The sequence below is a fragment of the Pedobacter antarcticus genome (genome assembly GCF_900112985.1).
GTDB classification, from domain to species: Bacteria; Bacteroidota; Bacteroidia; order Sphingobacteriales; family Sphingobacteriaceae; genus Pedobacter; species Pedobacter antarcticus.
Genome location: NZ_FONS01000002.1, coordinates 437712 through 450632, shown reverse-complemented (window position 1 = coordinate 450632; position 12921 = coordinate 437712). Strand labels below are relative to the sequence as shown.

The following is a 12921-nucleotide window of genomic DNA, read 5'->3' as shown; positions in this document are numbered from 1 at the left end:
AATGAAAAAAATATTTTTACTGTTGTTGATCCCTTTCGCGTCAGTGCTGCATTCCTGCTCCATCAAATTAAACGGAGCTTCTATTCCACCGGCTATGAAAACAGTAGCTGTTTTATATTTCGAGAATAATGCGCCACTGGTTATTCCTACCCTGAGCCAGGACTTTACTGAAGCCCTGAAAACAAGGATTCGTAACCAGACCAGTCTGGCGATCCGGAATAATGATGCCGATGCTATATTCGAAGGCAGGATTACAGGTTACGATATCCGCCCGACCTCCCTGCAAAATAATAATTCACCAAGTGCAGGAACGAATAAACTGACCATTAGAATCAGCGTTAAATATACCAGTAACTTAGACCCTAAACAGAGTTTTGAAGAGTCCTTCGAAAGGTTCAGAGAATTTCCTGCAACCGGACAGACACTGGAATCACAGCAACAGCAGTTTATCAGGGAAATTAATGCTCAGCTTATTGAAGACATCTTTAACCGTGCTTTTGCGCAGTGGTAAAGAGGAAAATTAAATTTCATTGTTTAACTTAGTCACGTGGAGCTGGATAATCATCTTAAAAATCAACTGTCAGAATTATTGGCGGACCCTGCAAAAGCAGGCCCTGCTGATCGATTCATGCTGCAAGAATTAATTCAGGAATATCCTTATTTTCAGCCACTGCACCTACTGCTTGCCAGGGCCCTGATGCAGGAACCTGAAAAAGAACAGGTATTTGCTACTGCCGCTTTTTACACTGGAGGGACTTCACTCCATAATTTTATTAAACAGAAGGAATTTTATTCCCGGAACTTATCGGTTATAGCACTATCTGCAGATCAGCATCCGGCAACCAGTCAACCACATGAAATCCTGCACGTTCTGAGTGCGGCTGCAACTGAACAACCTGCGGAAACTGAAAACACAGAATATCGTCCTTTCCGTAACGGAACACAGCCTGCTGCGGACGCGCCACGCAGACCGTCGCCGGAACATGATTTTGCTGTGGAAAGTATTGCTTCCTCTGATTTTTTTGCTTTTGAGCAAAACTTTGGGACGGAGGCTCCGGCAGAAATTCAGGAACAGGAGCTTCAGGTTACTGCGCCAGTACAGACCGAAGAAAAAGTGGAGCCGGCTGAACCAGAAGAAAAAAGCAGTGTCAGTAATTATCATGATGAGAAACTACCCTATACGTTTTTATGGTGGCTGGCTAAAACCCGCAAAGAACATCAGAGTATTTTTCAGCCCTATGCAGTTCAGAAAACCAGAAATAATGACTCTCCTGAATTACAACAGCAATATGTAGAACATATTTTTCACCTGCAAAGTCCGCTTACCGGGCAGGCGGAATTACCGGAGGCTGAAGATAAACCAAAACATACCGGAAAAGAGTTCGAACTGATCGAGAGTTTTATTAAAAATGACCCGCAGATCAACCCGCCAAAAGCTGAGCAGATCGACACGGAAAATAAGGCTAAAAAGAGTGCCGAAGACCAGAATGACCTGGTGTCAGAGACCCTGGCTAACATTTACATAGAGCAAATGCTTTACGACAAGGCGATAGATACTTATGAAAAATTAAGTTTGAAGTTTCCAGAAAAAAGCCGTTACTTTGCCGACCTTATCCAAGGTATTCAAAAGAAAATTTAACCATTTAACATACTATGCTTTTTTTAATTATTTTATTAATCATTATTTGTGTTGCTCTAGGGCTGTTTGTTTTGATACAAAACCCAAAAGGTGGTGGTCTTGCAACAGGCGGATCCGGCAGTAACATGTTTGGTGTACAACGCACCGGAGACGTTTTAGAAAAAGGCACCTGGGTATTGTTAACACTGATTGTTGTGATCTCTCTGGCTATTACCACTATTGGTAAAACCGGTGGCGCCAGTACAGGCAGCGGAAGTTCTAAAATTCAGGAACACCTGGATAAAACACCTACGCCTTCTCCGATTGGTGGAAATGTTGCTCCGCAGACAACTGCGCCGGCACCAGCACCAGCAGATACTGCTAAATAATATTTAAAGCTATCAAGGCATAATCAGGCCCGTCAGAATTTAAACGCTGACGGGCCTTTTTTTTATTCTGCCAGTCTGACACAAAAAATCAGACGCATAATCCATTAGCTGACAAGCCTGCGTAAATTTGTCAAGCTAAACCCGCTTGGCATAAAAACTGATACAGACTTAGTAAGTAGTTATCTACAAATTTTAATGTTACCCTAAAAAATAAATTTATATTAAATTATGGCTTTAAACCTTAAAACCATCGCAGGAACAGCAAATCGTGTAATTGTTGAGCCTGCTCCGGCAGAGACTAAAACTGCATCTGGACTTTACATTCCGGAAACTGCACAGGAAAAACCATCAAAAGGAACTGTGGTATCTGTTTCTGAAGAAGATTCAGAAGGTAAAAAACCAACTGTGAAAGTTGGAGACGTAGTAATTTACGGCAAATACGGAGGCACTGAGTTTCCTTATGAAGGCAAAGATTACTTAATCATGCGCGAAACTGATATTTACGCAGTCGAGCTTTAATCCTCCAATAATTAAAATTTCGCAGATAATTTTTATTTAAAATTCATTCTGATTAATCAAAAACAAAGATGTCTAAACAAGTAAAATATAATGTAGAAGCCCGTGACGCCCTGAAAAGAGGTGTTGACATTTTGGCTAATGCCGTTAAGGTAACTTTAGGACCTAAAGGTCGTAACGTAATTATTGATAAAAAATTCGGTTCACCTGCAATCACAAAAGATGGTGTAACTGTTGCCAAAGAAATTGAATTAAAAGACCCTATCGAAAACATGGGTGCTCAAATGGTAAAAGAAGTTGCTTCTAAAACCGCGGATATCGCAGGTGATGGTACAACTACTGCTACTGTTTTAGCTCAGGCTATCGTAACAGCAGGTATTAAAAACGTTGCTGCAGGTGCTAATCCAATGGATTTGAAACGCGGTATCGACAAAGCTGTTACAGCAATCGTTGAGAACTTAAGAGCTCAGTCTCAAACAGTTGGTGAAGACAACAATAAAATTAAACAAGTAGCATCTATCTCTGCTAACAATGACGAAGTAATCGGTGCACTGATTGCTGAAGCAATGGGTAAAGTAGGTAAAGATGGTGTTATCACTGTTGAAGAAGCAAAAGGTACTGAAACTGAAGTTAAAACAGTTGAAGGTATGCAATTTGACCGTGGTTACTTATCTCCGTATTTCGTAACCAATGCTGACAAAATGGAAGCAGAACTGGAAAATCCTTATATCCTGATCTACGACAAAAAAATCAGCAACATGAAAGAATTACTGCCGATCTTAGAGAAGCAGGTTCAGACTGGTAAACCGTTATTAATTATTGCAGAAGACTTAGATGGCGAAGCTTTAGCTACTTTAGTAGTTAACAAAATCCGTGGTTCCCTGAAAGTAGTAGCTGTTAAAGCTCCTGGTTTTGGTGACCGTAGAAAAGCTATGCTGGAAGATATCGCTGTATTAACTGGTGGTACTGTAATTTCTGAAGAAAAAGGTTACAAACTGGAAACAGCTGATCTTGAATACTTAGGTACTGCAGAAAAAATCACTGTTGATAAAGACAATACTACAATCATCAATGGTTTTGGTAACCCTGATTTAATCAGAGCTAGAGTTAGCGAAATTAAAACAGCTACTGAAACTACTACATCTGACTACGACAAAGAAAAATTACAGGAACGTCTGGCTAAATTAGCTGGTGGTGTCGCTGTTCTTTATGTTGGTGCAGCATCTGAAGTAGAGATGAAAGAGAAAAAAGACCGTGTTGATGATGCTTTACATGCAACTCGCGCAGCGGTTGAAGAAGGTATCGTAGCAGGTGGTGGTGTTGCTTTCATCCGTGCAATCGAAGCATTAGACGGAATGAAAGGCGCTAACGAAGATGAAACTACTGGTATCCAGATTATTCGTCGTGCAATTGAAGAGCCATTACGTCAGATCTGCCAGAATGCAGGTATTGAAGGATCTATCGTTGTTCAAAAAGTTAAAGAAGGTACTGCTGACTTCGGTTACAATGCCCGTACTGATGTTTATGAAAACTTAATCAGTGCTGGTGTTATTGATCCTACTAAAGTAGGTCGTGTAGCTTTAGAAAACGCTGCATCTATCGCGGCCATGTTGTTAACTACAGAATGTGTATTAGCAGATGAGCCAGATGATAGTCCTGCTGGTGGTTCTATGCCTCCTATGGGCGGTGGTGGCATGGGCGGAATGATGTAATTCTTCCTCCATAAAGCTTAAAAAAGACCCACTATATTTTAGTGGGTCTTTTTTTATGCAATAACGCCGGGAAGCACTTATCTTTGACCTCTGGAACAAGCTATGGAAAACCTATCAGAAGCCAGTCATTTCATTACTCAGTCGGAAGTTAATAAATTCCTTTTGGCTACATTACTTTGTGGTCTTATAGGCCTGGAGCGGGAGCTCAGAGCTAAACAGGCTGGTCTCAAAACCATGATTATGATTGGTTTGGGAGCAACGTTATTCACTATTCTTTCTGTTAAAATTGAAACCACCAGTCAGGATAGGATTGCATCCAATATTGTCACAGGTATTGGTTTTTTGGGTGCGGGTGTAATTTTCAGGGAAGAGAACAGGATCAAAGGCCTGACAACCGCCTGCGTAATCTGGATCGTCGCTGCCATTGGCATGGCCATAGGATCTGGTTTTTATGAACAGGCTGTAGGTGTAACACTACTGGTTTTGCTGGCCTTACTTACTTTCCCATACCTGGAGGGATATGTTATCCGTAGATCCACTACCCGGGAGTACCGAATTGTCAGGGAATTTGACAAAGGCAAACTGGACTCGTATGAAGACTATTTCAGGCACTTTGATCTTCAAATGGAAAGAGGCGTACAAGTGATGTCAGATGGCAAAATAAGCGGAAGCTGGACAGCTACCGGAAAGCCCGGGAATCATGACAAATTTGTCGATCACCTGTTGCAGGACGAAGACATCCTGGAATTCCACTTCTAAAATTTTTATCCTTTTTATCTATTAGTTTTGCATCATGCTTAGAGAACAAATCTCTGTATTTGATATATTTAAAATCGGCATAGGCCCTTCGAGTTCACATACTCTTGGGCCATGGCGTGCCGCGCAGCAGTTTACAGCAGCTCTTTCCGCACAGCATTTACTGGAATCGGTTAGCCAGGTGAAGATTCTGCTTTATGGCTCATTAGCCAAAACCGGGCATGGACACGGGACTGATATCGCTGTTATGCTTGGGCTGGCAGGTGCAGATCCTGTTACTTTTGACGTTAATGCTGTCGAACCTACTGTCGCTGCTATGAAAAATGGCGCCGGTCTGTTACTGGGTGGTGAAAGAAAAATAAGTTTTAACTATACAGAAGATCTGCTATTCCTTTATTCGGAGAGCCTCCCTTTCCACCCGAATGCAGTAACTTTTCAGGCTTTCCTGGATAATGGAAAAGCTTTTTCTGAAACCTACTACTCTATTGGTGGTGGTTTCGTTGTAAAAGAAGGTGATACCGGAGCAGAGAAGGAACAGGTCGATCTACCTTTCCCAATTGAAAAAGCAGGCGATCTGCTGCACTGGTGCCTGACTACCGGCCTGAAAGTTTCTGAAGTGGTAATGGAAAATGAACTGGCATGGCGCACTGAAGCGGAGACCCGCTCCGGAATACTACGCCATTTCGAAGTGATGAAGGACTGCACGTACAGAGGTTGTCATACCGGCGGTTTTTTACCGGGCGGACTGAATGTTGGCCGCAGGGCTGCCGCTTTGAATAAAAGACTCATCGGCAAAAAAGAATATCACGATTATAAAAGCTGGATTGAAGCTATCCGTTCAGGTGGTAATGGATTTAATTATACATTGGACTGGGTTAGTTGTTTCGCGCTTGCCGTAAATGAAGAAAATGCTTCTTTTGGCAGGGTAGTTACTGCACCAACCAATGGAGCGGCAGGGGTAATTCCGGCTGTGCTTCAATATTATATTACTTTCTGCGACGGCTATTCTGACGCACAGATTATTCAATTTATAACCTGCGCCTCCGAAATAGGCAGCATCTTTAAAAAAGGTGCTACAATTTCCGCAGCTATGGGCGGCTGCCAGGCAGAGATAGGTGTTTCTTCAGCTATGGCTGCAGCGGCACTGACAGAATGTATGGGTGGCTCTCAGCGACAGGTGATGATGGCGGCAGAGATAGCCATGGAACATCATTTGGGTTTAACCTGTGATCCGATTGGCGGTCTGGTACAGATTCCTTGTATAGAGAGGAATACCATGGGCGCAATTAAGGCGATAACGGCTTCCCAACTGGCCTTGCAAAGTAATCCTGACAAAGCAAAAGTAAGTCTCGGAGCTGTAGTAAATACGATGTGGGAAACTGCGCTGGATATGAACTCCAAATACAAAGAAACTTCCGATGGCGGATTGGCTACTAATATTCCTATCAGTCTGCCAGAATGTTAATTACCATCTGAAATTGTGATGCAATATGCTTTTTAAGTTTCTCTTTCACCTCCTCCATGGGTAATTTATACCCGAGTTCGCGTTCCATGGAGGTGACATCTTTATCGTCTATTCCACAAGGAACAATACTCTTGAAATAATCAAGGTCGGAATTAACATTTAACGCAAAACCATGCATGGTTACCCAACGGCTGCACCGCACACCCATGGCACAGATTTTCCGGGCTTTGTCATTATCCGCGTCCAGCCAGACTCCCGTATATCCGGGGTAACGGCCGGCTTTGATTCCGTATTCCTGCAAGGTTAAAATAACGGCTTCTTCGAGTGTTCTCAGATATAAATGTATATCAGTGAAAAAATTATCGAGATCCAGAATGGGGTAGCCAACCAGCTGTCCCGGTCCGTGATAGGTAATATCACCACCCCTATTAATCTTATAAAAGGCAGCTCCTTTATCCTCCAGGCCTTTTTCATCGAGCAGCAGATACTCTGCATGCCCGCTTTTACCCAATGTATAAACATGTGGATGCTCACAAAAGAACAAGTAATTAGGTGTTGGATTACTAGTCCCTTCATTCCTGTTCGCCGTCTTAACTGCAACTGTAGCCTGAAGGGTAGTTTCCTGTTTATCCCAGGCTTCCTGATAATCTATTAATCCCCAGTCTTGAAAACTGACTTGTTTGTTCATCTTGGTTCTGTTAAGCGACAATATAACCGGTCATATAGCCGTCTTGTGTTTTAAAATAACTGACTTTCAAAATTTTAGGTCCTTCAGGCAAGGTAACAATTGCTTGAAGTTCTCCCTGATCAGAAGGTATAAATGGCAATAAACGGATATGCTTTCTGAATTCCAGTCCTTTCTTACCGTACCATTTATAAATAGCTTCTTTTGCACACCAGCTAATATACAGGCTGTTCGTTTCCAGATTTAGCTCTCCAAGTTCGGTAAGCGATAAGAACTTCTGCTTTATACTTTGAATTTTAGGCTTGATCATCTCAATATCCACACCAACACTTCTTGTTCTTCCGATCATCACTGCAGCATAATCATAGGAGTGGCTCAGGGAAATATGAAATGAAGAATCTGATAGAAATGGCTTCCCGTGATCGTCCATACGGACATCAATATAAGCAGAGGTATTGAGCAAGGTTCGCAGCAGTAATCTTGTGCTTAACCAGTGGAGAAGTCTTTTCCCTTTGTTCAGGCTGGCTATAAAATCCAGTTCATGTTGCTTTAATTGCAAACCAGAGATCAGCTCTTGTTCCTGTTCTTCGATTTTCCAGACCGCTAGTGTAGTCTGTTCATCAATTTCATGTTTATAGATTACCGGCATTCTATTTTAAAAAATCAATGCAAAAGTATCTTAAATTAATCATAATTTCGCCGAAAGACTTGACAAATGATACTTTCAGATAAGCGTATATTAGAAGAGATTGACAAAGGAACAATCATTATTGAACCCTTTAATGCAGAATGCCTGGGTACAAATTCCTACGATGTACATCTGGGTAAATACCTGGCCACTTATACAGACCGGGTACTGGACGCTAAAGCGCACAATAAAATCCAGCATTTTGAAATTCCTAAAGAAGGTTTTGTCTTGCAGCCAGGTACACTTTATCTCGGGGTTACTGTCGAATATACCGAGACACACGCACATGTGCCTTTTCTGGAAGGTAAATCCAGCACCGGTCGTTTAGGAATTGACATCCACGCAACGGCGGGAAAAGGTGATGTGGGCTTCTGCAATACCTGGACACTTGAAATCTCTTGTGCACAGCCAGTGCGGATTTACGCGGGGATGCCTATCGGACAATTGATCTATTTCGTTGTTGAAGGGCAGATCGAAACGATGTATCATGCCAAAGACAATGCAAAATATAGCAATAAAACAACGAAGCCTGTAGAAAGTATGATGTGGAAGAATACCTTCTAAACATCAGAAGGACATACAGATATTTAACAATCAACAGAGACAAAACAACATTTGATTAGATAAATTTCAGAGAAAAGGCATAATTTAATTTGTAATTAACCCTCAAATACTTTAATTTGAGGGTTAATTCATTTTAGCCCCTGATGAAATTCCGCGCCTCTCTTCTATCTTTTCTCTCGGCAGCAGTCTGCTTTCTCCTTTTTGCATTTTGTAATGCTGACGATCCCCTTGAGCTTTTACTTCGGAGAATTAATGCCTATGCAGAACTGAATCCCCAAGAAAAAGTACACCTCCATCTGGATAAGCCCTATTATGCAATTGGAGACCGAATCTGGTTTAAAGCCTATGTCAGCACAGATCTGGAAGATCGTTCAACGCAATTAAGCCAGTTACTTTATGTTGAGCTGATCAATCCCGAAGATTCTGTTTCCAAACAGCTCATCTTACCTTTAACATCGGGCATAACCTGGGGTTCTGTTCAGCTGACAGATACACTTCAGGAAGGAAATTACCGGATCAGGGCTTATACTAATCATATGCGCAATGCAGGTGAAGAGTTTTTTTACGACCGTACAATTAAAATCGGAAATGCCTGGGCTAACCAGGTGTTCACACATACTTCTTTTTCATATACGGCAGATCAGCGTGGTACCAGAACCGAAGCTAAGATCAGCTATACGGATAAAAAGGGAATCCCATACGCCGCCAGACCGGTAAGCTATGAAGTTTTCTTGCAAAACAAAACCGTGGAGCGCGGTAAAGCTTTTACAAACAGCGATGGAGAGATCATTCTATCCTTCTCCGGCAAATCTGTATACCCACAGTCCGGATATATTCAAACGCGGCTGGATCTGGTAAACAAGCAAAGAATTGATAAACGAATCCCTATCCACAGGCTGTCAGCGCAAACTGCTGTACAATTTTTTCCAGAAAGCGGATACCTTGTGGAGGGTCTGCCCGCTAAAGTAGGTGTCAAATCTTTAGGGACAACAGGTCTCGCCGAACCTTGTACAGGGACTGTAGTGGATCAGGACGGACAGTTGGTTGTAAAGTTTAAAACCGCAGAAACAGGTATGGGCAGTTTCTTTCTCAGCCCACAGCCCGGAATGATCTATCAAGCTAAAATTGAATTCAGAGACGGATCAACCCAGACCTTACAGCTTCCTCCCGTAAAGCAGGACGGGTATGTACTGGCTGTGAACCACAGGCCTGACCAGAAGCTACAGGTTAAAGCCATGCTGAGCAAGTCCATGTTGGATAAGGGCGAACTCAGAATTATGGTACAGCATAACCAAAAGGTGTTAAGTACTATTAAGATTCTTTCTGACAAGCAGCTGACCAACGTACTTATACCGGAAAAGGATCTTCCTTCGGGTCTTATACGGCTGACACTCTTTGACAACCAGAACAGACCACTAGCAGAAAGGCTTGCTTTTGTCCATAATGCAGCCGAAGAAATTGACATCGACCTGCAGGGGATAGAGACTAGTTATAAAAAACGTGGAAATGTCCTGGCGACATTACAGGCTACTGCTGCTGGACAACCGGTAAACGGTAGTTTTTCCGTCTCAGTAACCAACACCAATATCGTAATTCCCGAACCGGAAAATGAATCAAATATCCTCACTACGCTGTTACTGACCTCAGATCTAAGAGGATATGTTGAGAAACCAAACCAGTATCTGGCAGACCGGCAACCGGCAACTCTTGAAAAACTGGACGATTTACTTCTAACACAGGGATGGAGCAGGTATAGCTGGAAAGATATCCTGGCCGATCAGCAGGCAAAACCCGTATTCGGTGTAGAAAAATCCCTTGCTATCAGTGGAACTGTCCTGACTACAGGAGGTAAACCTGTAGCAGGCGGTAAAATTTCTTTATTCAGCAATAAGGATGGTGTTTTATTGCTTGATACGCTGACTGACGCATCTGGCCGGTTCAATTTTGACAACCTGGCTTTCAATGACACGACAAAATTCGTCGTTCAGGCCAGAACAGCAAAGGACAAAAAACATGTTGAAATTAAAATGGATCTGCGGCCTGCCATGGTAGCGACTCGGAACAAGAATTTCGCTGATATTACATTGAATGTTAATGAAGCAATCAGCAGATATATTTTGCGAAGCGAAGCTTTTTTGAATGACCAGACCAGCAAAGGATTGCTACAGCGAAGTTTTCAGTTAAATGAGGTTCAGGTCCGCACTGAAAGAAAAAAGACTATCAGAACAGATAATCTCAATGGAAGCGGTAATGCAGACCGGACTTTGCTGGCTGCCGAGCTGGGCACGTGCGTCAGATTATCGGACTGTCTGCAAGGGAAGGTTGCAGGTCTGGTTATTCAGACAGGTAAGGCCTATCTGGTTAGAAGCCTGGAGAATCCGATGCAGATTGTAGTAGATGGCATGAATGTAGACCCCGAGTTTCTGGATGATATCAACCCTGTGGATGTGGAGACGGTGGAGATCCTGAAAAGTATAAATTACACGGCTATTTACGGTATGCGTGCTGCAGGTGGTGTCCTGCTTATCACAACCAAACGTGGTGACTCCCGCTCAGCCTTTAAAAGTTATATACCTGGTCTTGTTACGGTATTCGTGCAGGGATATACTTCTTCCCCAGAATTTTATTCGCCGGTATACACCCCGGAGCAAAAACCAGAGGGCCGCGATTTGCGTTCTACGGTCTGGTGGAAACCAAATTTATATACCGGAACCGGAGGGAATACAAAAATAAATTTCTATAATACAGACGAATCCGGAACTTACAGAGTTGTAATAGAGGGAATGGATAATTTGGGAAGGCCCGGGCGTAAAGTCCTGACTTATACTGTAGATTAATTTTAAGACAAAAATATGAACACCATACATGTAACGATCAAAGACCGTCTGGCTATATTAACCCTCAACAGAGGAAAGTCAAATGCTATGAACCGGGAGATGATCACCGAGCTGACGGATATGCTGCTGAATATCGAGAAAGATGATAACATAGGTGGCTTACTAATCACCGGACGTGATAATTTCTTTTCGGCCGGCCTGGACCTGATCGAATTATACGGATATGATCAGGAAGATACCCGATCTTTCTGGGAGCTCTTTCTCCGTTTTGGATCTATTATTACTGCATTTAAAAAACCACTGGTGGCCGCACTGAATGGGCATGCTCCTGCTGGCGGTTGTGTGATCGCACTGGCCTGTGATGCGCGGGTTATGGCAGAGGGCAAGTTTATTATCGGTCTGAACGAAGTACCTGTCGGCATTATTGTTCCGGACAGCATCTTTCAGCTCTATGCTTTCTGGTTGGGTCATGCCGCTGCATCCAGAAGTCTGCTCGAAGGTAAATTATTTGACCCTGAAGAGGCATTAAAGATCGGGCTGGTAGATGAATTGGTTAAGCCGGAAAGTATCATGACCGCCGCCGAAAGAAAAGTCAGAAAGTATATGGCTTTTGAACCGCAGACCTGGCAGCAAAGTAAACTGAATATCCGTGCGGGAATTATAGCAGCCACTTCAGCAGATCAAACGCTCGCGCTGGACAGGATGCTGGAACAATGGTGGTCTCCTGCAACACGCAGTATTCTCAAAATGTTAATTGATAACCTTAAAAAGTAAGCATATGTATAATCAGCCAATGTTAAGGGACGATGCCATGAAAGGCAAAACAATTGTAATTACAGGCGGTGGTACAGGGCTGGGGAGAGCAATGGGTACGTACTTCCTGAAGCTGGGTGCAAACTTAGTAATCACCAGTAGAAAAGCTGATGTACTGGAAAAGACTGCAAAAGAAATGGAGCAGGAAACAGGCGGGAAGGTACTTGCTGTTGCCTGTGATGTACGCGAGTACGAACAGGTCGAAAATGTATTGAAAGAAACCCTGCAGACTTTCGGACAGGTCGACTGCCTGCTGAATAATGCAGCGGGAAACTTCATCTCCCCTACCGAGCGTCTTTCTGCCAATGCTTTCTCTACTGTAATTGACATTGTGCTGAAAGGTTCGGTTAACTGTACGCTTGCCTTCGGTAAACATTGGATCGCAGCTAAACAGCCAGCGAGCATTCTCAATATTGTAACTACGTATGCATTTACTGGTTCTGCCTATGTTGTGCCTTCTGCCTGTGCAAAAGGCGGTGTATTGGCAATGACCCGGTCATTGGCTGTAGAATGGGGTAAATATGGTATCCGTACTAATGCGATCGCACCGGGGCCATTTCCAACCAAGGGAGCCTGGGAACGTCTTCTACCGGGAGATCTGGCCGAAAAGTTCGATTTCAAAAATAGGGTTCCGCTAAAAAGAGTCGGTGAGCATCAGGAACTGGCTAATCTGGCTGCATTTCTGCTCAGCGATTTCTCTTCTTATATTAACGGTGAGGTAATCACTATTGACGGAGGCGAATGGTTGCAGGGTGCCGGGCAATTTAACGGCCTGGAAGCAATTCCAGATGAACTTTGGGATTCATTCGCACAAATGACACGTTCGGCAAAAGGAAGCTGATCCAGTAGATAATAATAATTTTATTTTAACGTATCTT

Annotated in this window: 13 protein-coding genes; 11 read left to right on the top strand and 2 right to left on the bottom strand. The window is 43.0% G+C overall.

The genetic code is table 11. The features are described 5' to 3' along the window. Window position 1 precedes the first annotated feature (1 nt). The 7 genes from BM192_RS07005 (at window position 2) to BM192_RS06975 (ending at window position 6456) form a co-directional block, all read left to right on the top strand. The gene (locus tag BM192_RS07005) at window positions 2–511 is read left to right on the top strand and encodes an LptE family protein (RefSeq protein WP_037442345.1); all 510 of its coding nucleotides are present in this window, start codon (window positions 2–4) and stop codon (window positions 509–511) included. A gap of 36 nt (window positions 512–547) precedes the next feature. Beyond that, window positions 548–1639, top strand: a complete 1092-nt coding sequence (locus BM192_RS07000; RefSeq protein ID WP_037442342.1) for a hypothetical protein — start codon at window positions 548–550, stop codon at window positions 1637–1639. 14 nt (window positions 1640–1653) lie between these two features. Continuing rightward, complete coding sequence (gene secG / locus BM192_RS06995; protein ID WP_037442340.1) at window positions 1654–2007, top strand: preprotein translocase subunit SecG; 354 nt, start codon at window positions 1654–1656, stop codon at window positions 2005–2007. Between the two features lie 228 nt (window positions 2008–2235). Further along, window positions 2236–2526, top strand: a complete 291-nt coding sequence (locus BM192_RS06990) for a co-chaperone GroES (RefSeq protein WP_037442338.1) — start codon at window positions 2236–2238, stop codon at window positions 2524–2526. Window positions 2527–2594: 68 nt separating this feature from the next. Then, entirely contained in the window at window positions 2595–4235 is a 1641-nt protein-coding gene (gene groL, locus BM192_RS06985; RefSeq protein WP_037442336.1) for a chaperonin GroEL, read from the top strand. 102 nt (window positions 4236–4337) lie between these two features. Then, on the top strand, window positions 4338–4994 hold the full coding sequence (locus tag BM192_RS06980; RefSeq protein WP_051760031.1) for an MgtC/SapB family protein: 657 nt from the start codon (window positions 4338–4340) through the stop codon (window positions 4992–4994). A gap of 34 nt (window positions 4995–5028) precedes the next feature. After that, window positions 5029–6456 (top strand): L-serine ammonia-lyase, encoded by a 1428-nt coding sequence (locus BM192_RS06975; RefSeq protein ID WP_037442334.1) that lies wholly within the window; start codon window positions 5029–5031, stop codon window positions 6454–6456. On the opposite strand, the gene lipB is transcribed toward BM192_RS06975, so the two are convergent. Continuing rightward, complete coding sequence (gene lipB / locus BM192_RS06970) at window positions 6437–7144, bottom strand: lipoyl(octanoyl) transferase LipB (protein WP_037442332.1); 708 nt, start codon at window positions 7142–7144, stop codon at window positions 6437–6439. The genes BM192_RS06975 and lipB overlap by 20 nt on opposite strands. Before the next feature lie 10 nt (window positions 7145–7154). Continuing rightward, window positions 7155–7790, bottom strand: coding sequence for a 4'-phosphopantetheinyl transferase family protein (locus BM192_RS06965; RefSeq protein WP_037442330.1), 636 nt, complete (start codon window positions 7788–7790; stop codon window positions 7155–7157). Between the two features lie 66 nt (window positions 7791–7856). On the opposite strand from BM192_RS06965, the gene dcd reads away from it, so the two are divergent. The 4 genes from dcd to BM192_RS06945 all read left to right on the top strand — a co-directional run bounded on the left by dcd (window position 7857) and on the right by BM192_RS06945 (window position 12884). Continuing rightward, complete coding sequence (gene dcd, locus BM192_RS06960; protein ID WP_037442328.1) at window positions 7857–8393, top strand: dCTP deaminase; 537 nt, start codon at window positions 7857–7859, stop codon at window positions 8391–8393. Between the two features lie 143 nt (window positions 8394–8536). Further along, window positions 8537–11230 carry a carboxypeptidase-like regulatory domain-containing protein gene (locus BM192_RS06955; protein WP_037442326.1) on the top strand — a complete coding sequence of 898 codons (2694 nt, stop codon included), beginning with the start codon at window positions 8537–8539 and terminating at the stop codon, window positions 11228–11230. Between the two features lie 15 nt (window positions 11231–11245). Continuing rightward, complete coding sequence (locus tag BM192_RS06950) at window positions 11246–12004, top strand: enoyl-CoA hydratase/isomerase family protein (RefSeq protein ID WP_037442325.1); 759 nt, start codon at window positions 11246–11248, stop codon at window positions 12002–12004. Between the two features lie 4 nt (window positions 12005–12008). Then, the gene (locus tag BM192_RS06945) at window positions 12009–12884 is read left to right on the top strand and encodes an SDR family oxidoreductase (RefSeq protein WP_037442323.1); all 876 of its coding nucleotides are present in this window, start codon (window positions 12009–12011) and stop codon (window positions 12882–12884) included. The last annotated feature ends 37 nt before the right edge of the window (window positions 12885–12921 follow it).